At 69.1% G+C, this 20,600-nt stretch carries 16 protein-coding genes and 1 pseudogene; 8 read left to right on the top strand and 9 right to left on the bottom strand.

All coding sequences use genetic code 11. The annotated features are described in order from the left end of the window. Positions 1–6: 6 nt before the first annotated feature. From PHK61_RS24715 to PHK61_RS24705, 3 genes are all read right to left on the bottom strand, one after another. Positions 7–303 (bottom strand): DUF7144 family membrane protein, encoded by a 297-nt coding sequence (locus PHK61_RS24715; protein ID WP_420791436.1) that lies wholly within the window; start codon positions 301–303, stop codon positions 7–9. A gap of 268 nt (positions 304–571) precedes the next feature. Continuing rightward, the gene (locus PHK61_RS24710) at positions 572–2,167 is read right to left on the bottom strand and encodes an alpha/beta hydrolase (protein ID WP_274283685.1); all 1,596 of its coding nucleotides are present in this window, start codon (positions 2,165–2,167) and stop codon (positions 572–574) included. Between the two features lie 112 nt (positions 2,168–2,279). After that, positions 2,280–2,639, bottom strand: coding sequence for a SpoIIAA family protein (locus PHK61_RS24705; protein WP_274283684.1), 360 nt, complete (start codon positions 2,637–2,639; stop codon positions 2,280–2,282). Between the two features lie 350 nt (positions 2,640–2,989). Between PHK61_RS24705 and PHK61_RS24700 the strand changes: the two genes are divergently transcribed. Both PHK61_RS24700 and PHK61_RS24695 read left to right on the top strand, forming a co-directional pair. Then, positions 2,990–4,297, top strand: a complete 1,308-nt coding sequence (locus PHK61_RS24700) for a diacylglycerol/lipid kinase family protein (protein WP_274283683.1) — start codon at positions 2,990–2,992, stop codon at positions 4,295–4,297. A gap of 411 nt (positions 4,298–4,708) precedes the next feature. Beyond that, the gene (locus tag PHK61_RS24695; RefSeq protein WP_274283682.1) at positions 4,709–4,978 is read left to right on the top strand and encodes a GlsB/YeaQ/YmgE family stress response membrane protein; all 270 of its coding nucleotides are present in this window, start codon (positions 4,709–4,711) and stop codon (positions 4,976–4,978) included. 103 nt (positions 4,979–5,081) lie between these two features. Here PHK61_RS24695 and PHK61_RS24690 read toward each other — a convergent pair whose 3' ends face one another. The 5 genes from PHK61_RS24690 to PHK61_RS24670 form a co-directional block, all read right to left on the bottom strand. Next, positions 5,082–5,477, bottom strand: a complete 396-nt coding sequence (locus tag PHK61_RS24690) for a PLDc N-terminal domain-containing protein (protein ID WP_274283681.1) — start codon at positions 5,475–5,477, stop codon at positions 5,082–5,084. Between the two features lie 315 nt (positions 5,478–5,792). Beyond that, entirely contained in the window at positions 5,793–7,160 is a 1,368-nt protein-coding gene (locus PHK61_RS24685; RefSeq protein WP_274283680.1) for an APC family permease, read from the bottom strand. Next, positions 7,160–8,125, bottom strand: a complete 966-nt coding sequence (gene arcC / locus PHK61_RS24680) for a carbamate kinase (RefSeq protein WP_274283679.1) — start codon at positions 8,123–8,125, stop codon at positions 7,160–7,162. Before arcC ends, PHK61_RS24685 begins: the two co-directional genes overlap by 1 nt. Positions 8,126–8,176: 51 nt before the next feature. Beyond that, positions 8,177–10,951, bottom strand: a complete 2,775-nt coding sequence (locus PHK61_RS24675) for a cation-translocating P-type ATPase (protein ID WP_274283678.1) — start codon at positions 10,949–10,951, stop codon at positions 8,177–8,179. Positions 10,952–11,083: 132 nt separating this feature from the next. Continuing rightward, positions 11,084–12,502 (bottom strand): amino acid permease, encoded by a 1,419-nt coding sequence (locus PHK61_RS24670; RefSeq protein WP_274283677.1) that lies wholly within the window; start codon positions 12,500–12,502, stop codon positions 11,084–11,086. 348 nt (positions 12,503–12,850) lie between these two features. Between PHK61_RS24670 and PHK61_RS24665 the strand changes: the two genes are divergently transcribed. The 5 genes from PHK61_RS24665 to PHK61_RS24645 all read left to right on the top strand — a co-directional run bounded on the left by PHK61_RS24665 (position 12,851) and on the right by PHK61_RS24645 (position 19,614). Beyond that, entirely contained in the window at positions 12,851–14,071 is a 1,221-nt protein-coding gene (locus PHK61_RS24665; protein WP_274283676.1) for an arginine deiminase, read from the top strand. Positions 14,072–14,088: 17 nt separating this feature from the next. After that, positions 14,089–15,090 carry an ornithine carbamoyltransferase gene (gene argF / locus PHK61_RS24660; protein ID WP_274283675.1) on the top strand — a complete coding sequence of 334 codons (1,002 nt, stop codon included), beginning with the start codon at positions 14,089–14,091 and terminating at the stop codon, positions 15,088–15,090. A 10-nt stretch (positions 15,091–15,100) separates the two neighbouring features. After that, positions 15,101–17,923 (top strand): cation-translocating P-type ATPase, encoded by a 2,823-nt coding sequence (locus tag PHK61_RS24655; RefSeq protein WP_274283674.1) that lies wholly within the window; start codon positions 15,101–15,103, stop codon positions 17,921–17,923. Positions 17,924–18,091: 168 nt separating this feature from the next. After that, positions 18,092–19,378: a cation:proton antiporter domain-containing protein gene (locus tag PHK61_RS24650; protein ID WP_274283673.1), complete on the top strand. Its 1,287-nt coding sequence runs from the start codon at positions 18,092–18,094 to the stop codon at positions 19,376–19,378. After that, complete coding sequence (locus PHK61_RS24645) at positions 19,375–19,614, top strand: hypothetical protein (RefSeq protein WP_274283672.1); 240 nt, start codon at positions 19,375–19,377, stop codon at positions 19,612–19,614. The genes PHK61_RS24650 and PHK61_RS24645 overlap by 4 nt, the downstream gene beginning before the upstream one ends. Before the next feature lie 187 nt (positions 19,615–19,801). On the opposite strand, the gene PHK61_RS24640 is transcribed toward PHK61_RS24645, so the two are convergent. Further along, positions 19,802–19,969, bottom strand: a complete 168-nt coding sequence (locus tag PHK61_RS24640) for a hypothetical protein (RefSeq protein WP_274283671.1) — start codon at positions 19,967–19,969, stop codon at positions 19,802–19,804. A 319-nt stretch (positions 19,970–20,288) separates the two neighbouring features. Between PHK61_RS24640 and PHK61_RS24635 the strand changes: the two are divergent. Further along, a pseudogene (locus tag PHK61_RS24635) lies at positions 20,289–20,454 on the top strand (transposase); the annotation flags it as partial. Positions 20,455–20,600: the final 146 nt, after the last annotated feature.

The following is a 20,600-nucleotide window of genomic DNA, read 5'->3' as shown; positions in this document are numbered from 1 at the left end:
GCCCGCTCACTCGTCGTCCCACGTCAGGACGAGTGCCCTGAGAACGACCACGCCCAGGACGACCATGAGGATCGACCAGATGGGCTGCGCCGGTAGCCACACCAGCTGGACGATGATGCAGAGCCCGACGACGAGCATCCCGTTGAACCGCGCCCAGCCCGGCGGGTCGTGGCGCAGCAGAACGACCCCGGGGAGCAGGACCGCGGCACCGACGACGAGGTGCACCGAGCCCCACACGGTGAAGTCGATCGACATCACCGTGCCGTCCACCGATCGATAGGTCGCCGGGACGAACAGCGCCAGCAGGCCTTCGGATGACGGAGAACGCGCCGACGATCACCATCAGCAGGGCCCCGAGACGTACCCACCTCTCCTCGTGGACCGTTCCCCCTACCGAGCTGTTTCCGGCACGCCGATCGATCGCGTCGACGTCCGCGTGCTCCATCATGGTCGGCTCCTCTCACGAGCACCTCTGCACGACGTCACCCTCGACCCGCGGTGGGCGCGTCGGCCCTCGTTCGCGGTGGATGAATCGGGCCGCTCGTCGTCGCCGTCGACGCAACGGCACGTCCTACCGGATCACCGCACGGAGAGTGGCGAGCTGTTCGGGCTCGTAGCCGGTCGGCGGCAGCACCGCCGTCCAGCCGTCCACGTAGCGGGAGACGTAGTTGTGCCCGTGGCCGGGGACGTCGACGGCGAAGGGCAGGTCGGCGGTGACCTGCCAGAAGGTCACGAACGGAATCCAAACGACGCCGTCGAGGACGTCCGCTCCGGGGGGTTCGTCGATCCAGTCCGGTTCGTGCAGGGCGAGGCGCGGGCTCCACCAGACGATCGGATCCGACGGGTTCATCATGTACAGCACCCGGTCGGGCCACGGTCGGTCGACCGGCGGGATCGGTGCACCGGGGTCGCCGGCGAAGCGCACGATCCGCCCCTGGCGGTAGACCGGCTGCACCTCGAGGCTGCCCGGATCGCGGTGGTCGGTGAACTCCCGGAACAGCGGGTTGAAGTTCGGCGGGCCCGCGAACAGCACGCCGTCGGCGCGATTGGCCATGTCGTACTCGCCGCTGAAGCCGGCCTCGGCGCCGAACGAACCGAGGCTCTCCCCCGCGAAGAACAGGCGGGGCCGCGCCTCGGGCGGCATCGACGACCACACGCCGTAGACCGCGTCGACGAGAGCTCGACCGGCCTCGCGCGCCTTGGACTGGTCGACCAGGTAGGACATCCACGACGGCAGGTATGAGTACTGCAGCGCGATCGTGGCCGAGTCGCCGTGGGTGAGGTACTCGAACGAATCGACCAGCGCGGGGTCGACCCACCCACTGCCCGTCGTGACGACGACGAGGAGATGGCGTCGTGCCAGCCCGCCGGCCCGCTCCAGATCCCGGACCGCGAGGGCGGCGCGTGCCTCGGCGTCCGGAGCCGAGTCGAGCCCGGCGTAGGCACGCACCGGAGCGACGGCCGGGAGCCCGCCGACGCGAGCGATCTCGTCCGGGGTGGGGCCGAGCGCGGCGAAGTTCCGCCCCTCACGGCCCAGCGTCTCCCAGGGCACCAGCGATCCCGACCCGCCGGAGCGCAGCCCGCTCGACGGGGCCGTCACACCCTCGGCGGTCGTGGTGTTGTGCACCGAGAACGCGCTGTTCGCCGCGGTGACCAGACCGTCGAGCAGGAGGCCGGTCACGATCAGGTAGGTCATCCCCGCAGCCAGCAGCCACCCGAGGGTGGTCGCCGCACGGCGACCGATCCAGTGGGCGAGCAGACCGGCGAGTCGGCGGTACACCCAGCGCACGCCACGGCAGATCAGCAGCAGGACTGTGAAGACGAGTGCCGCGACGAACGGCATCGCCACCAGGAGCCCGAGGTCGACCGGCTCGGCGCCGACGAGCCGACGGATCTCGGACTGCCAGACCTGGCCGAGCACCACGGCACCGGCGAGGACAGGCACCGCGGTCGCGGCGAAGACCTTCCACGACCTCGGGTGGGGCTCGCGCGCCTCGCGGTCGGCGAGTCCCCGCCAGATCGCGGCGACGAGCACACCGAGGCCGTAACCGATGACCGCCGTGATGCCCCAGACCAGCCCCTGGACGACGCTGCCCCGCGGGAGCAGGGACGGGGTGAACGAGAGGCAGCCCAGCAGCAACGCGCCCCAGCACCCGGGGAGGGTCAACCGCCGGAGGCGACGTCGCGGGGCTACCTCGCTCCCCAGGTCGTCACGGCCGGGTTGCCGGTCCACGGCGTCGGTCAACATCGACGACCACCGACCGCGGCGCGCGCGACGGTCACGATCGGTGCTCCCCCTCGCCGGCCACCCACGCCGTGGCCTGCGCGAGCTCGGCGACCGGGAACGCCCGAAGCTGCCCGGGGACGAGCGCGGAGAGCACGCGGAGTGCAGGCCCGAGCCAGTCCTGGTCGTTGACGACGGCGACGCGCTCGTAGGACGTGGCGTGGCGCGCCGCGAACTTCAGCTCCTCGGCCAGGGCGTCGCCCTCGTACTCGCGCAGCTCGGGACCGAGGAGGTAGAGCAGCCGGATCCTCCTGCCGGCGGCGACCTCCCGGCGCAGCACGGGCTCGACGATCTCCTCGAAGTCGTCGTCGTCGACCCTGCCGACCGCCTCGAAACCGACCGCGCCCGCAGGCATGTCCGCGATCTCCTTGAGCATGCCTCTGCCTCTCCGCCGACGACGCTCGCTCGACTCGATCGACCACCTGGTCGGGCCTGTTCGTGCTCCCACCGTGGGCCCCACGGCGCCGAGCCGACCTCATCCACCGCGGGTGATCCCCACCGGCTTCGGCCGCGGGCGACGCCACCTCACCCGCCGCGGGCGACCCGCACCAGGCGGGTCCTGCACGATCCTGTTCCACCGACCCACGTACGCCCTCGAGCCGGCGTTCCCGTGCAGTACTCCGAGAACGGACAGCGATGGTCGGTCCGAGAGGTTCTCCCGCCGGGCCCTCCCGAGCGCTCGCCGCCCGGGCCCGCTGCGCCGCCGTGGCCGCGCTGGGGGCGGGACTGGCCGCCCTGGCCGTCGTGGTGGCCGGGCTCCTGCGTGAGCCGTTGAAGCTGCCGCTGGCGGTGGCGGCCGTGGCCGTCGCGGTGGTGGCGGGCTGGGACGCCCTGGTCCATCGCGGAGCGCGGAGGTACGCATCGGGAGCAGTCGTCGTCATGGCTCTGGCCGGCAGCGTGCTGGTGCTCGACCTGCACGCCCTGGCGCGGCTCGCCACGGTGGTCGCCCTGGTGCTGATCTCCCTGGCCGCTGCCCGCGTGGCGCTGTCCGACGCCCGTGACACCGCCGCCGCCACGACCCGATCGGTCGGAGCGGCCGCACGCGGTGCGCTCCTGATGAACCCCCGATCCGGGGGAGGCCGGGTCATCCGCTTCGACCTCGAGAACCAGGCCCGCCGCCGGGGCATCACGCCGATCCTCCTGGAGCCCGGCGACGATCTGCGCGCCCTGGCCGAGCGCGCCGTGGCCGACGGCGCCGACGTGCTCGGCATGGCCGGCGGAGACGGCTCCCAGGCACTGGTCGCCGACGTGGCCCGACGCCACGGGCTACCGATGGTGTGCGTGCCCGCCGGGACCCGCAACCACTTCGCCCTGGACCTGGGGCTGGACCGCGACGACGTGGTCGGCGCCCTCGACGCGTTCGGCGAGGCCGTCGAGCGGCGTGTCGACCTCGCCGGCGTGGGAGACCGCGTCTTCGTCAACAACGCCTCGCTCGGTGTCTACGCCACGGTGGTCCAGTCCGACGCGTATCGAGCGGCGAAGATCCGCACGACGTCGCAGATGCTGCCCGACCTGCTCGGGCCCGACGCCCGCGGATTCGACCTGCGCTTCGATCCGCCGGACCAGGATCGCCCGATCCGGGCCGACCTCGTCCTGGTCTCCAACAACGTCTACCGCGTCGAACGACTCAGCGGCTTCGGGACCCGGGCACGCCTCGACGAAGGAGTCCTGGGGGTCGTCACCCTCACCCTCGACACCACCGCCACGGTGTCCGGCCTGCTGGCCGCCGAGCTCCGCGGCGACCTCCACCGCCACCCCGGCTTCCGCCAGTGGAGCACCCCGGAGTTCACGGTCGACTCCGGGGACGAGCTCATCGACGTCGGGGTCGACGGCGAAGCGCTGCAGCTCGCACCGCCCCTGCACTTCCGGTCGTTGCCCGCCGCACTCCGCGTCCGGGTCCCGAAGGACCGTCCGGCCGTGGCCCGACCACCGTTGCCGCGGCCCGGTGAAGCCTCGGTCGAGCTGCTCCGGCGAGCCGCGGGACGACCGCCGCGCCGCACGCAGGCTTTGTGACGAGGGATGCCTCGAGGCGCCGCGACTCCCGCAGCTCACACAGCGGACGAGACCAGGCGGTACAGCTGTCGGACGCACCTGACCCGCCGGTCCGTCGGTGAGCCCTGTCGACGGATGTGGCTGGAGTCAAGGACGAGCACCGCCTCGATCTCGTGCCACGTCCGGACACGCACGATCATCCAGTCCTGCGTCTGCGCTGGCCCGGGTGGGCGGAGACGAAGGTGTGCTGGTTCCGAACGGGAGTGTCCGACTGACGGTGTAACGCTCGGCCGAGCGCCTTGGTGTAGGCCAGGGCGATGCGGCGTTCCCCCCGCGGGGCATACGGGTAGCGGGGTCGACGGCGGGGGGTAGGTCCGCAGAGTCCGGGGTGCGAGCGGCAGCGGGGTTCCGTCCCGTCGATAGTCTCCGTCCATGCTCCTACTCGGCCTCATCTTGTTCGGGATGCTCGTCGGTGCTGCTGCGCAGCTCATTGTCGGCCGATCGGCCCGGGGTGTTGAGTGGGGGATCGCCCTCGTCGCAGGAATTCTCGGGTCCTTCATCGGTGGTCTTCTCGCCAGTCTGATCGCCGGTGACGGTCTGGCCTTCCGTCTCAGCGGGATCATCGGTTCGGTGGCCGGTGCGATCATCGTGGTGCTCGTGTTGCAGTGGTGGCGTGGGCGGAAGGCGGTTTCGCGTCGTTAGCGCTGGACCGCTCACGAGGCGGATGTCGGACTGCGAGAAGGCGTCATCCCCGTGTCCGGTGAAGTGGGCCAGGCCCCGCTGCCGCCGCGGGGGCGGGTTGAGCTCAGGCGAGCGCCTTGGCCTTGACGGACTCATACTCCGCCTGCGTGAGGGCTCCGGAATCGAGGAGCGCCTTGGCGCTTGCGATCTGCTCGGCCGGGCTCTGGGAAGTACCTGCAACCTTCTGGATGTACTTCTCCTGCTCGGCCTGCCGCTGGGCAACCGCCGCCCTCTGTCGCTCGGTCATGCTCCGGCCCCGCGCAATGAGATATATCAATGCGCCCAGCCACGGCACGAGGACTAGCAAAATCACCCAACCGGCCTTTGCCCAACCGCTGAGCGAGCTGTCGCTGAACAGGTCGAACAGGCACCGGAACCACACCATCAGTGCGGCGATCCAGATGAAGAACCAGAAGCTCCACAAAAGAACTTCTCCGAAGTCGGTTGTGATCGCGTCCATGGTCATTCCTTCTCGGCATCGGCCCACTTACCGTCGATAAGCGGTGCGTCTCAGCGTGCCAGACCCGAAGGCCGTGGTCAGGGAAAGGAAGGGCGTGTCGGCGGCCGCGACGCGGGTCAGCGGCGCAACAGTCACCCCACGTCAGACATGCGCGCAGCCCAGGCGGGTTTTCGGATGTCGACCGCCTGGAGAAGCCGGGTGTGGCAGACACCTGCGGCGAACGCGATCCGCCCGCTGGGCGGCGACGTCGAGCGCAGCCTGCGACCTGATCCGGTAGTTGAACAAGTTGCGGAAGCATCTGAGCACGGGCGGTCGTCATGGTCCGGACGGCGCGGCACCGCCAGGATCGAGGTTTGGTGGGTCCGTGGTCGGCCGGGCCGGTGCGGGAGGTTCGGCCCGATGACGTCTCGCGCGCACGCGTTTCCAGCTGAGGTCCGCGATCACTCCGATGAGGACGATGACCAGCATCGCGATGACCGAGCCGGGGTCGTTGATGATGGTCGAGATCAGGAACGCGACGAGGGCGATTCCACAGGTCAGGACCGCGAGGATGAGGAGGGTGAGACTCGCTCCGGTCTCGTGACGGACCCGGAGGTGGGCGGCGGTGGCCATCATGAAGACCAGCAGGGCCACGGCGCTTCCGATCGATGCGATGGCGGTGAGGTCGAAGCCGGTGGCCAGGATCAGGCTGAGCGCCGCGGCGGCGAGGAGGCCGACCGAGGCCTTGCCGCCGACGCGGTGACTCATGAGCGGCGGCATCTGGCCGGTCGCCGCGAGCTGGTCGCACAGGCCGACGGCGGGGTAGAGGCCCGCGTTCGTCGCCCCTGCGGTCGCGAACAGGGCAGTGACGATCATGAGGACGTAGCCGAAGTCGCCGAGCGTGGGTTGGGCCGCCACCGCGAGCGCGGTACCGCCGGAGGAGATCACCTCGTCGACCGGCAGGGTGCCGAACACTCCGAGTGCGATCGCGACGTAGATGACCGTGGCGATGCCGAGCGCGAGGTACATGGCCCGGGGGAGTTCCCGCGCCGGCTCGCGGAGATCCTTGGCGGTGAACGTGATGATGCCGAACCCGAGGAAGGCGAAGAACGTCAGCGCGACGCTCGCGACGATGTCACCCAGCGGGGGGTAGCCCGAGGGTGCCAGCAGAGACGGGTCGATGGTGAACAGCGTGACGAATGCGAACAGGACCAGGATGGTGAGGACGACGTAGACGATGACGGTCTGCGCCTTGGCGACGAGCTGCGAGCCGACGATGTTGACCCCGGCCATGACGATCAGGACGAGCGCGGCGAAGATCGTTGCCCAGGTCTGGTCCCTGTCCGCGAACGCGGCGCTCGCGTAGGTGCCGAAGGACACCGCGACCATGGCGGTGACGACGGAGTTCGCCACATAGGTCAACCACGCGGTGACGCCGGTGAGGTGCCCGTCGCCGAACCCCCGGGCGAGGTACTCGAACAGTCCCGCGCCCGAGGGGTAGCGCGCGCCGAGTCTGGCGAACGAGTAGCCCTGCAGGCCCGCGATTGCGCCCGCGATGAGGAACGACACCCACACCGCCGCACCGGCCACCTCGCCCGCGGCGCCGAGCAACGCGAAGATCCCGGCGCCGACCATCGCGCCGACGCCGATGAAGGACGCCTGCCGGACGGTCAGGTACTTCCGGGTCGCCGACGCCTCGGTCATCACGGACCTCCGACGACCGGAGCGGCCGGTTCCCCGGCCGCCGCCGCCCGAGTGCCGGCGCGGGCGGCGATGTTGGTGCCCGCGACGCCGCCGACGATGTTGGCGAGGTCGGCGAGCGAGCCGATCGCGGCGCGGCCACCGGTCCTGTTCGCGAAGCGGGTCGCGGCCTCGACCTTCGGTCCCATCGATCCGTCGGGGAACTCGTGGCGCGCCAGCTCCTCGGGCGTCACGTCGTCGAGCCTGCGTTGCTCCGGTGTGCCGAAGTCGAGGTAGACGGCGTCCACGTCGGTCGCCATGACGAGCAGCTCTGCGCCGATGTCCTCGGCCAGCAGCTCGCTCGCGAAGTCCTTGTCGATGACGGCCTCGACGCCGGCCAGCGGGCCGGACGAGCCGTGCATCGTGGGGATCCCGCCGCCGCCGGCGCAGACGACCACGCTGCCCCGCTCGATGAGCCAGCGGATCGGCTCGATCTCGACGACCTGCCGCGGCGTGGGAGAGGGCACGACGCGACGCCAGGCGGACCCGTCCTGTCGGAAGTCCCAGCCGTTCGCCGTCGCCAGCTCGTCGGCGACGTCCTTGCGGTAGGTGGGACCGACGAACTTCGTCGGGTTCGTGAACGCCGGGTCGCCGTGGTCGACCGTGATCATCGTGAGAACCGTGACCACCGGCCGGTCCGGCGGCAGCGCGTTCCGCAGCTCCTGCTGGATCAGGTAGCCGATCATCCCCTGGGTGCCCGCGTCGAGGACGTCCAGGGGATACGGCTCGGCGCCCTTGTAGGCGTCGGCCTGGAGGGCCAACAGGCCGACCTGCGGCCCGTTGCCGTGCACAACGGTCACGCTGTGCTCTGCCGTCAACGGAGCGATCGCTTCAGCGGCGATGCGGACGTTGCGGCGTTGTACGTCGATGGTCATGGGGTCGGAGCGCTGCAGGAGCGCATTCCCGCCGAGCGCGACCACGATCCGCATGTCGGTCTCCGTTTCGGGTTCATCGGTAGGAGGAAACGTGGGCGGGTTCGCTCATGCGGTGGCGCTGTGCCCCGATGACTCGGGCGGGGCGGTGTCAGCGGACCGTCCGCGACGGATCGCCTTGCGGATCTCGGAGGCAACGACGACGGAAAGTGCGACGGCCGTGCAGATGAGCCACTGCGGGAGATCCAGGCTGGTCGTCTCGAGGAGCTTCTCGAACGGCTCGAACACGGTCGAGAGGATGAGCGTCAGGATCGACACCCCGGTGGCGATGTTGAAGGTCTTGTCGGAGAAGGTGTCCAGACTGAACACGGTTCTCCGCTCATCCCGGGTCGCGATCGAGAAGAACAGGGCGAACAGCGAGAAGGTCACGACGCCCATGGTGTGGGCGATCGGCCGGGTGTAGACCACCTCGGCCCAACGGATGACGCCGAGAGTCCCGATCCCGACGATCAGCCCGACGATGACGAGCCAGACCATGAGCGCCCGGGGCAGGATGGGCTGGTCGGGCTGACGGGGCTTGCGGTCCATCAAGCCCGCGGCCGGCTGGCCGTACCCGAGGCCGATGGCCTGGAAGAGCAGGGTCGTGAAGTTGATCCACAGCGTCTGCAGCGGCAGGAACGGCACACCGCCGGCGATGGTGAGGATGCCGGCGCCGAGGAAGGAGAAGATAAAGCCGAACAAGCATCCGATCTGGAACCGGATGTACTTGATGAGGTTGTCGTAGAGCCCTCGCCCGAGCTCCACCGCCTTGACGATCGTCGAGAAGTCGTCGTCGGTGAGGATCATCACCGCGGCTTCCTTGGTCACCTCGGTGCCGGTGATGCCCATCGCGATACCGATGTCGGCCTTCTTCAGCGCGGGGGCGTCGTTCACGCCGTCGCCGGTCATGGCGACGATCTGGCCCCGCTTCTTGAGCATGTCGACGAGGCGGACCTTGTGCTCGGGGGTGACCCGGGCGATCACCCCGATCCCGTCGATCGCGGCCAGCGCCTCCTCGTCGCTCATGGCCCCGAACTCCGCACCGGTGATCACCCTGCCGTCGATGCCGAGCTGGCCGGCGATCGCCTGCGCGGTGACGGCGTGGTCGCCCGTGATCATCCTTACCGTGATCCCTGACGCCTTGGCCGTGGCGATGGATGCCTTCGCGGAGGGGCGCGGCGGGTCCACGATCCCGACGAGGGCGAGCATCTCCAGGCCGCTCACCAGCGGCAACAGGTCGGCACCCGAGTCGAAGACGGCAGGATCGAAGTCCTTGCGGGCGGTGGCCAGCACGCGCAGGCCCTGCTCGCCCAGACGCCGGTTCTCGGCCAGGTAGAGCTGCTTGAAGTCGTCGTCGGCGGGCACCGGCCCCGCATCGGCGTCGAAGACGGTCGCGGCTCGGGCCAGCAGCTGATCGGGAGCGCCCTTGACGAAGCAGCGGACCACGTCCCGTCCGGAGTCGTCGGTCATCCTGTGGAACGTGGCCATCAGCTTGTAGGCGGCGTCGAAGGGGAGCTCGGCGATCCGCGGGTACGCCTGCCGGGTCGAGGCGGCGTCCACGCCGCCCTTGGCCGCCAGCGCCACCAGAGCTCCCTCGGTCGGATCGCCGATCATTTCGCCATCGGACAGGACCGCGTCCGACGCCAGGACCATCGGCATCAGGAACTGGTCCAGCGGGATCTCGGCCTGCCCGGCCACCCGCGTGATCTTCCCGTCCGTCGAGTAGCCCCGGCCTTCGATCGAGTACCGGCGGCCCACGACCGCCATCGCGACCGCGGTCATCTGGTTCAGCGTGAGCGTCCCGGTCTTGTCCGAGTTGATCGCCGACGTCGACCCGAGGGTCTCCGTCGACTGCATCCGCTTCATGATCGCGCCGGCCTTCGCGAGTGTCTGCGTGCCGTAGGCCAGGATCGTGGTGACCACGGCGGGCAGGTTCTCCGGCAGGGCGCCGACGGCGAACGCGATCGCGGCGGTGAAGACCATGGCGAAGGCGTCGCCCCGGGCAAGGCTCAGCGCCACCGAGATGACCAGCGCGATCCCCGCGATCCACAGGATCTGGCGGGTGAGCTTGTCGAGCTGGCGGGTGAGCGGCGTCTTGACGGTCCGTTCCGCGGCCAACATGCCCGAGATGTGGCCGACCTCGGTCGCCATCCCGGTCGCCGTGACCGTGAACTCCCCCGAGCCGCGGGTCACGTTGGTGTTCATGTAGACCATGTCGGTCCGGTCCCCCAGCGGCGTGCCGGCCCCCTCCACCGGCTCGGTGCCCTTGGACACCGGCATGCTCTCGCCCGTGAGCGCGGACTCCGCGACCTCCAGGGTCGCTGCGCGCAGCAGCCTTCCGTCGGCCGGGACGATGTCACCCGCCTCGATCGCGACCACGTCGCCGGGGACGAGCTGCTCGGCCGGGATCTGCGTCAGCTCGCCGTCACGCATGACCCTGGCCTTGACGATCATCATTTTCTGCAGAGCGGCGACCGCCGCCGCGGCCTTCCCCTCCTGCCGCAGGCCGAGGACAGCGTTGAAGAGCGTGAGGAAGAGCAGCACCAGGCCGGTCTCGAGCTCCCTGACCGGGTAGAGGCTCACGACACCGGCCACCAACAGCACGATCTGCATCGGATCGGCGTACTGGCGGAGGAACGCTCGCCAGCGGGGCTCAGCCTTGCCCTCGGCGAACTTGTTCGGGCCGAACCGCTGGGCACGCGAGGTCACGTCGGCCGCGCTCAGGCCACGCTGCGCGTCCACCCCGTGGGCCTGCAAGACCTGGTCGGCACTCAGTGCGTGCCAGACCTGCTCGTCCGTTTCCCGCGCCAGGTCGGACCCCGGCACCTTTGCTTGCCTGGTCACGTGACTCGCACCCGCGCCCCGGCGACCCGGACATCGCTGCGTTGTCCTTCGATCGTCATGGGCTCGGAGCGCTGCCGTATCGCATTCTCGCCGAGCGCGACCACGATCCGCATGTCGGTCTCCATTTCGAGTTCACCGGTAGGAGGGAACGTGGGTGGGTTCGCTCATGCGGTGGCGCTGGGACCGGTACACCGGAATGCCGAGCAGCAGCGCTGCGGCCGCGAGCAGGAACGGGGCCCAGTAGAGCAACAACGACTGCCCGGTGTTGCGGGAGTACCAGATGAACAGGATCGAGAACACCAGCGAGAGCACCGCGACGATCACATCGCGGGTGAACCGGCGCCCCTCGAGCGCGCGCCGGTCGGCCAGGCGCCACTTCAACTGGGCGAGCGCGGAGAACGCGTACGGGATCGCGGCGGTGATACCGGTCATCAGGACGAGCGTGGTGAACACGTCGGCTCCGCTCGCGCCCAGGTAGTTCACCACGACCGCCACGGAGGCGAGCACCGTGGACATGACGATGCCGAACGAGGGCACCCCGGCCTTCGAGATCCGCTGGAACCGCGCGGGGAACAGGCCGTCCTTCGCCGCGGCGAGCGGCATCTCCGCGCAGATCATGGTCCAGCCGTTGAGCGCGCCGAAGCCTGAGATGATCACGGCGATTGCCATTACGTTGCCGGCCCAGGAGCCACCGAACATGGTGTTGGCGGCGTCGGAGAAGGGTGCGGTCGCCTCGGCCAACACCGGTGTGGGCAGGATGCCGAAGACCGCGATCAGCGAGAGCATGTAGACGACCGCGGTCGCGAGCGTGCCGAGGATCGTGGCGCGCGGGATGTTCCTGTCGGGGTCGTGCACCTTCGCCGCGGCGACGGCGGCAGTCTCGACACCGAGGTAGCTGAACAGTGCGATCGCCATCCCGCCGCCGATCGCCACCCAGGTGCTCTCCCCACTGACGTTCCAGGGCGAGTAGTTCGCAGTGCTGATGAAGAACAGCCCGACCGTGGACATGAAGGCGAGCGCGACGAATTTCACGGCCGTGGTGGTGACCTGGACCGCGCCCATGTTCTTCACGCCGGAGAGGTTGATCGCCGCAGGGATCCACAGCCCGATCAGGACGAGGAGCACCGAGAACAGCGCATTGTGCTCGGTGTTGATGAAGTGCTCCACATAGAGCACCCAACCGACCGCGATGGCGGCGTTACCGGCCCACGCGGTGATCCAGTAGGACCACGCGTTGGTGAACCCGAGTGGATTGCCGAACGCCACCCGCGCGTACGCGTACGGCCCACCATCCGCCGGCAACCGACGTGACAGCGCGGCGAACAACAACGCCAGAGCGAGCGCCCCGACCGTGGTCAGAGCCATCGAGACGAGACTGATCGGACCGTAGGTCGCCAACGACGTCGGCAGGTTGAACACCCCGACACCGATGATGGACCCCACGATCAGCGCGGTCGCCGAGGTGAGGCCGAACCGATGCACCTGGCCACCGGCCGGATCCTCACCCGACGAAGGCTCCGACGCCGCGCGACTATCGACCGAATCAGCCATGACCCACTCCGTGGTTCGCCACGAGCATCTACCGACGGTGGACGCCGTCACCACCGAAGTCTCGTCACCGGCCGTGACACGACCTCCCCCAAGGAAGGTGAGATCCAACCCGCCCGACCTCACGACACCCAGCACAGAGCGACGATCCCCCCGCCGAGGGCCACCATCAGCGCACGGAGAGCCTCTCACTCGACCCCCGTTCGCCGGCCGCCCCAGCGACACGGCCTCGGCGTTCGTCGACCTCCGAAGCGGATCAGCACGCTCCCTCACCTCGTGCGGGTGAGGGCACGCGCACGGCCCGTGGTGTCCACTTCGCGTCGACTGCCGCTCCTACTCGTGGAGGCGACCGTGGCACTCGGCGTGTACTCGGAGGTCGGAAGACTTCGCAAGGTCATGGTCCATCGCCCGGGTCTGGAACACCGGCGGCTCACACCGTCGAACGCCGAAGAGCTGCTCTTCGACGACGTCATCTGGGTCAGCAGGGCCAAGTCCGAGCACGACACGTTCTGCGAGGTGATGCGCAGTCGCGGCATCGAGGTCTTCCACGTCGAGCAGTTGCTCGCCGAGACCCTGGCCAAGCCCGAGGTCAAGGACTGGGCGGCCGACCACATCCTCAACGAGCGCGAGATCGGCATCACCGCGGCGCAACGGGCTCGCGCCTGGGTGCAGACGGCCGACCCGGCACTCGCCGCGGAGTTCCTCATCGGCGGGATCACGAAAGCCGACGTCGAACAGAACGTCGGGCTCGAGTGGGAGTCCGCCGACCCCACGAGCATGCTGCTCCCACCGCTGCCGAACTTCCTCTTCCAGCGAGATCCGTCCTGCTGGATCTACGACGGCGTCACGCTCAACCCGATGACCAAGCCTGCGCGCAAACCGGAAACGATGATCATGGAGATGATCTACCGATTCCACCCGATGTTCGCCGCGGAACGCTTCCCCGTGTGGCTCGGCGGGGTCGACGAGAACTGGGGCCGCGCGCACGTCGAGGGTGGTGATGTACAGCCGATCGGCAACGGGTCCGTGATGATCGGCATGGGGGAACGCACCACGCCGCAGGCGGTGCTCTGGATCGCCCGCTCGCTGTTCAGGAACGGGTCGGCGAACCAGGTGCTCGCGGTCCATCTGCCGAGATCGCGCAGCTACATGCATTTGGACACGGTCATCACCATGTGCGACCGCGACGTCGTCACGATGTTCCCGCAGGTGGTGGGAGGTGCACGCACCTGGTCGATCCGGCCGGGCGAGTCGGCTGAAGATCTGGTCGTCGAGGAACAACAGGGCACCCTGCCCGATCTGATGGCCCGCGCACTTGGTGTGGAGCGGATGCGAGTGATCGAGACCGGCGGAGATGCCTTCGGCGCCGAGCGTGAGCAGTGGGACGACGGGAACAACGTCGTCGCGCTCGAACCCGGTGTCGTCGTGGGCTACGAGCGCAACACCGGCACGAACACCGCGCTGCGCAAGGCGGGCGTCGAGGTGATCACGATCGAAGGGTTCGAGCTCGGCCGCGGTCGGGGCGGCTCGCACTGCATGACCTGCCCGATCGAACGCGACGCCGCGTTCTGATCCGTGAGGAGCACCTGATGGCATTCAACCTGCGTGGTCGCAGCTTCCTCAAGGAGATCGACTTCACCCAGACCGAGCTGCGATTCCTGTTGAGGCTCGCCGATGCGCTGAAGTCGGCGAAGTACGCCGGTACCGAGGTCAAGACCCTGGACGGCAAGGAGATCGCGCTCGTCTTCGAGAAGACGTCGACGCGTACCCGTTCGTCGTTCGAGGTGGCGGCCTTCGACCAGGGCGCTCACGTCACATACCTGGATCCCTCGGGTTCACAGCTGGGCCACAAGGAGTCCGTGGCGGACACCGCCTCCGTGCTCGGTCGCATGTACGACGCGATCGAGTTCCGGGGCAGCGCGCAGGCCGACGTGGAGGAGCTGGCCGCCCACGCCGGCGTACCGGTCTACAACGGGCTGACCGCCGAGTGGCACCCCACTCAGATGCTGGCCGACTTCCTGACCATGCACGAGGCCAGCAACAAGCCCTACGACGCGCTCACCTACGCCTACGTGGGCGACTGCCGCTTCAACATGGGCCGCTCGCTCCTCGTCATGGGCGCACTGATGGGCAGCGACGTGCGGCTCGCGGGCCCCGAGGAGCTGCACCCGCCGAAGGACGTCGTGGACCAGGCGGCCGAGATCGCCCGACACACCGGCGCACGGATCACCGTGACCGACGACGCCACGAGCGCGGTGTCCGGCGTGGACTTCATCCACACCGACGTCTGGGTCTCCATGGGCGAGGCCAAGGACGTCTGGGCGGATCGGGTCCGGGCCCTCACCCCGTACCAGGTGAACCGGGCGCTGCTGGACAAATCGGGGAACCCCGCGGTCAAGTTCATGCACTGCCTGCCGGCGTTCCACGACACGAACACGGTCGTCGGCCGGGAGATCATGGAACACACCGGCATGGAGTCCGGGCTCGAGGTGACCGGAGAGGTCTTCGATTCGGCGGCGAGCATCGTCTTCGACCAGGCCGAGAACCGATTGCACACCATCAAGGCGATCCTCGTCGCCACCCTCGGCTGAGAGGCCGACGATGGTCACCGGAACCGATACCGTCGACGACCAGGACGCAGTGCCGGTGAGGCCGTGGTTCGCGCAGGACGCCGGCAGCGTGGTTGCCGCGATGGAGAGCGACGCCACGCGCGGCCTGCCCGGCGCTGAAGCGACGGCACGGCTGTCGCGGTACGGGCCGAACCGGATCTCCCGCGAGAAGCCGCCGTCGGTGTTGAGAGTGGCGCTCGCGCAGCTTCGCGACCCGATGAACATCATGCTCGTCGCCGTCGTGGTGGTGAGCGTTCTCATCGGCGAGGTCTCGACGTCCCTCATCGTCGGGTTCCTCATCGTCCTCAACGTCGTTCTCGGCGCTCGGCAGGAGCTGAAAGCCCGGGCCAGCGTCGAGGCGTTGTCGAAGATGCAGGTACCGCACGCGAAGGTCCTTCGTGACGGACAGGTCGCCGAGGTACCGGCCGGCGATGTCGTGCCGGGCGACATCGTCCAGCTCGAAGCCGGTGACATCGTCCCTGTCGACGGCCGCATCATCCGGTCGGCGACGCTCGAGGTGCAGGAGGCTGCGTTGACGGGCGAGAGCGCGCCCGTGCCGAAGGATGCCGGTGTGCTGGCGGTCGCGGACGTGGCCGGCGGTGACGTGCCGATCGGCGACAGGTTGAACATGTTGTTCCAGAACACGTCGGTGACGAGAGGCACGGCGGCGCTCGTCGCCACCGCGACCGGCATGCGGACCGAGATGGGCCGGATCGCGGAGATGCTGACCTCGGTGACCCGCGCACCCTCGCCCCTGCAGAAGGAGCTGGGGACGCTGACCAAGGTTCTCGGCATCGTCGCGTGGACCGCGGTCGCGTTCATCGTGGTCGTGGGTGCCGTACGTGGCTTGGGCCTGAGCGATCTGCTGCTGCTGGGAACCGCCATGGCCATCTCCGCGATCCCGACCGGGATGCCGGCGTTCGTCTCCGCGTTGCTGTCCCACGGCGCGAAGCAACTCGCCGGGGCCAAGGCGATCGTCAAGAACCTGACCGACGTGGAGACCCTCGGCTCGACGAGCGCCATCAACACGGACAAGACCGGCACCCTCACCCTGAACGAGATGATGGTGTCAACCCTCTACGTCGGCGGCACGTGGTACGAGGTGGAGGGCGAGGGATACCGCAAGTCGGGGGCGATCACATCGATCGCGGGGGCGGGTACGCCGGACTTCACCCATCTCGCGCTCGGACTCGCGCTGGACAGTGACGCCACCGTCGGCGAGGACGGCAGCGTGGTCGGCGACCCGACCGAGGCGGCGCTGGTCGTGCTCGCTGCCAAGCTCGGAGTGAGCGCGGAGGAGACCCGACTGGCCTACCCGCGACTCGCCGAGGTGCCGTTCGACTCGGAGTACAAGTTCATGGCCACCTTCCATCGCTTCGATCTGGGTGGCCAGGAGCGGGTCGTCGAACTCGTCAAGGGAGCACCCGACATGGTGCTGGCCCGTTGCCGTGAGGAGGGCGGCCCCCTCAGCGGGTCGCAGGTACCGATCGCGAACGCACGGGCCGGCATCGAGGCCGCGAACGAGCGCATGAGCGAGAAAGGATTGCGGGTGCTGGCATTCGCCGCTCGGATCGTCACGGCCGAGGAGATGACGGCGATCACCGCGGATCCGATGTCGTTGACGCACGAGCTCGCGTTCGTCGGGATGGCCGGCATCATCGACCCGCTGCGCGCCGAGGCCAAGAGCGCAGTCGGTACGGCTCTCGCGGCGGGCATCGACGTGCGCATGATCACCGGCGACCACGCCGTCACTGCCGAGGCCATCGGCCAGCAACTGCACCTCGGGCCCGGCGCGATCAGCGGCCGTGACCTGCAGGCACTGTCCGACGAGGAGCTCACCGCGCGGCTGCCGCAGCTGCACGTCTTCGGTCGCGTCTCCCCGCAGGACAAGCTTCGCCTCGCTCGCGTGATGCAGCAGCAGGGGCTGGTCGTCGCGATGACCGGCGACGCGGTCAACGACGCCGCCGCGCTGAAGCAGGCGGATATCGGCGTGGCGATGGGCAGTGGCAGCGAGGTCTCCAAGGAGGCGGCGCGAATGATCCTCACCGACGACAACTTCGGCACGCTCGTCCACGCGGTCGAGATCGGTCGGCGAGTTTACGAGAAGGTCGTCGCCTACGTCCGGTACCAGATGACCCAGTTGCTCTCGTTGGTGTTGTTGTTCGTCGCCGCCACCGCATTCGACGTCAACAGTGGCGTCGCGCTCACCCCCTCGATGATCCTCTATCTGCTGTTCTTCGTCACCGTGGCGGGCGTCGTGATGATCGCGATCGATCCTGGCGACCCGCACACGATGCAACGGCCTCCGCGCGACCCGGAGGTGCCGATGACCAACCGCAACGCGGTCGCGTCCTGGGTGCTCTACGCCTCGGTCATGTTCGTGGCTGCGTTCATCCCCCTCGTCGCCGGCCCGGACGAGCCGAGCCCGGACCGGCCGAGCGCATCGATGACGATGACCTTCGTCGTCATGGGTCTCGGCACGGTGTTCAACGCGCTCGCCAACCGCCGGGACCCCGCGAGCGGCCTGACCCCGCCCATCCTGGGTGTCCTGGTGATCGCGGCAGTTCCCGTCGTCCTCATCATCGCCGCGACGCAGGTCGGCTTCCTGCAGAACAGCCTGCTGACCCGACCTCTCACGGGCGGAGAGTGGCTTGCGTGCCTCGGCCTCGCGCTGGCACTCCCACTCGTCATCGAGAGCGCCAAGTGGGTCCGGCGCCGAAGGACAGCGTCACCCACGACGATCGACGTCCACCACGCCGTCGCCCCATCTCGCGCGGCTCCGACCGGCACGACCTCGAGCGTTCTCGGCGCTTGAGGAATCCTCCGGGGTGACGATCGCCGGATCAGTCATGGTGGATGTTCCGCGCCGCCCCGCAGGACCCGCCCCTCTCCCGCCCGCCACCCGCCGCGCCTGCTCCCCGGGATCGGGACGTCACTCGAGGACCGAACGGGAACAACGACGGTGCGAGTGCGGGAGGCCGGCATGGATGTCGCGGCGGTGGCCGTGGTCGCAGCGACGATCTTCGTCTGGGGTGTCGTGTCGGCCCGGCTGGAACGGGCGGACCTCACGGCCCCGATCGTCTTCGTCGCGCTCGGCGCTGTGCTGGCCGGGCTGGGCCTGGTCGACACGCCGGCGGCTCCGGAGAGTCTCAAGCCGCTGGTGGAGGTGACCCTTGTCTGGGTCCTCTTTTCCGATGCTGCTCGGATCGGCGTCTCCGGCCTCCGTCACGACCTCGGCCGCTACGTCCGGCTGCTCGGCTTCGGCCTCCCCCTGACCATCGTCCTGGGGTGGGTACTGGCGGTCTGGCTCCTCCCCGGCCTCGACGTGTGGCTCGCCCTGCTCGTCGCCGCGGCCCTGGCCCCTACCGACGCGGCATTGGGCGTCCCGGTGGTGACGAACGCGGCGGTGCCGTCCCGAATTCGTCGACTGATCACTGTCGAGAGCGGCCTCAACGACGGGATCGCCACTCCGATCGTCGTGGTCGCGATCGCCGGAGCGGCGTCTGCAGAGGGACTGCACGGTGCCGGCCCCGGAGAGGCGCTGCTCGAGCTCGCGGTCGGGGTGGTCGTCGGCGTCGCCCTCGGCGCCGCAGGGGGCGGCCTGCTGCGGTGGGCCCGGCGCAGGGGATGGGCCGCGGAAGAGTTCTCCGGTACCGCGGTCCTCGCTCTCGCCCTCGGCGTGTACGCCGGTGCACTCGTCGTGGGCGGGAACGGCTTCGTCGCCGCGTTCTGCGGCGGGCTCGCCTTCGCCGGGGCCGCGGGCCGGCGCGGCCCCGCAGAGGTCCGTTTCCTCGAGGAGGCCAGCGGTCTGGTCTCGCTACTCGTGTGGCTGGCGTTCGGCGCCATCGCGATACCGATCATGCTCGACGGCCTGGGCCTGACCGTCGTGCTCTATGCGGTGCTGAGCCTGACCCTCGTCCGCATGGTGCCGGTCGCGATCGTCACCGTGGGCGCCGGTCTCGACCAGGCAACGGTGCTGTTCGTGGGCTGGTTCGGCCCCCGCGGCCTGGCATCGCTGGTGTTCGCCCTGCTCGCGCTGGAGGAGCTCGGCCCGGATGCCGCCCGTCCTGTGGCCGCCATCGCGGTGACCGTGCTGCTCAGCGTCATCGTCCACGGCGCCAGCGCTGCACCGCTCGCAGCGTGGTACGGCAAGACAGTTGGTGCCAGGGAACACGAGCCTGAGGGCGCGCTCCCTGGGGTGCCCCTCCGCGGATTGCCGCGACGTCGTGACCCGGAGCCCGAAGACGGGCGTGGGTCGACCGAACGATGATCGTGCCCGCCGTCCGCGCGGCCGGGGTCAGTTCGTGGCGACGCGCCCAGGGTGCGCCCTCGCCGGTGAGCACGACCTTGACGTGCTTCACCGCCTCGCGGGCCAGCCCCAAGTTCGGCACCGCGGAGCGCGCCAGCGCCGGGGTCGAAGTGCTCGAAGACCGTCACGGCCTCGTCGAGCGCCTCCTCGAGGTCGTGCGGGGTCGGGACGATCTGGGATTTCTTCCCATCGGTTGATCGGCAACTCGAGAAGAATCAGACCACGATTCGCAGGTGATGTAGGCGGGCTCGCTCACAGTCACGCGTTGCGTGACGGTTCAGTGGAGCTGGGCCTTGAGCACGATGATCCCCACACCGACCACCACCGACAGGGCGACCGAGCAGAGACGGAACAGCCCGGATCGGTGCGACCCACGGGCCTCGATCAGGTGCAGAGCACCAACGTCAGGACTCCCAACCACAGGGCGACGTCGACGGCGGTCGGCATCGAGAACCCGATCAGGTCGCCGACCAGCAGGAAGACGCCGGGCGCGGCAGCCATGGAGCAGGCGCTCAGCTCGTGACGGACCTCGACGGCCGGCAGTGCACGCACCGAGGCCAGTGCCATCGAGAACAGCCCGGCGTAGGTCTCCCCGAGAAGATCGCGAGTCCCGCGTTCCCTGTGCAGCGCGACGAAGGAGTCGAGCCGGTCATCCTCGAATTATGGCGAAACAAGATCGCCCGACGGCAGGCCGCGCGGGAGCTGCCCATTCGCGGTGAACGTGGCGTCGGTGGCCAGCACCTCGGGCGGCGTCGTCGCACGCCCACGAGTGCGCGGCTGACCGTCCTCGCCCTCCGCGTCGGAGGAGCTCCAGTGACCGCACCCCAGGTCGGCGTCGCCCTGCACGCATCGATCTCGGCTCTGTGAGTGGCACAGCGGAAACGCCATCGAATCCATCAACTTCCAGCTCCGGAAAATCACCAAGGCCCGCGGCCATCTTCCCCTCCGAGGAAGCGGCGATGAAGCTCATCTACCTCGGACTGCGGAACATCTCCAGTAACCGCGGAGGTGAATCAGGACCCCACACCTACGGCTGAAAGATTGCGCTCAACGCCCTCGTCGTCCACTTCCCCGGGCGCCTGAAACGGCTCTTCCGGAAATGGAGTGCAGCTGAGGGTGTGACCGTTGCGGGAGCTGGGGTCGTGTCGCTGCGGTGAGGCGGGCCCCGGGAAGTTGATGATGA

Source organism: Actinomycetospora lutea (assembly GCF_028737205.1).
Classification (GTDB): domain Bacteria; phylum Actinomycetota; class Actinomycetes; order Mycobacteriales; family Pseudonocardiaceae; genus Actinomycetospora; species Actinomycetospora lutea.
This window is presented reverse-complemented; position numbering and strand designations above follow the sequence as displayed.

Excerpts from the sequence above, each read along its gene's own strand:
- PHK61_RS24705 (WP_274283684.1), bottom strand. The coding sequence starts at position 2,639 with ATGCCTGCGGGCGCGGTCGGTTTCGAGGCGGTCGGCAGGGTCGACGAC.
- PHK61_RS24695 (WP_274283682.1), top strand. The coding sequence starts at position 4,709 with ATGCTCCTACTCGGCCTCATCTTGTTCGGGATGCTCGTCGGTGCTGCT.
- PHK61_RS24690 (WP_274283681.1), bottom strand. The coding sequence starts at position 5,477 with ATGGACGCGATCACAACCGACTTCGGAGAAGTTCTTTTGTGGAGCTTC.
- PHK61_RS24685 (WP_274283680.1), bottom strand. The coding sequence starts at position 7,160 with ATGACCGAGGCGTCGGCGACCCGGAAGTACCTGACCGTCCGGCAGGCG.
- arcC (WP_274283679.1), bottom strand. The coding sequence starts at position 8,125 with ATGCGGATCGTGGTCGCGCTCGGCGGGAATGCGCTCCTGCAGCGCTCC.
- PHK61_RS24670 (WP_274283677.1), bottom strand. The coding sequence starts at position 12,502 with ATGGCTGATTCGGTCGATAGTCGCGCGGCGTCGGAGCCTTCGTCGGGT.
- argF (WP_274283675.1), top strand. The coding sequence starts at position 14,089 with ATGGCATTCAACCTGCGTGGTCGCAGCTTCCTCAAGGAGATCGACTTC.
- PHK61_RS24655 (WP_274283674.1), top strand. The coding sequence starts at position 15,101 with ATGGTCACCGGAACCGATACCGTCGACGACCAGGACGCAGTGCCGGTG.
- PHK61_RS24650 (WP_274283673.1), top strand. The coding sequence starts at position 18,092 with ATGGATGTCGCGGCGGTGGCCGTGGTCGCAGCGACGATCTTCGTCTGG.
- PHK61_RS24645 (WP_274283672.1), top strand. The coding sequence starts at position 19,375 with ATGATCGTGCCCGCCGTCCGCGCGGCCGGGGTCAGTTCGTGGCGACGC.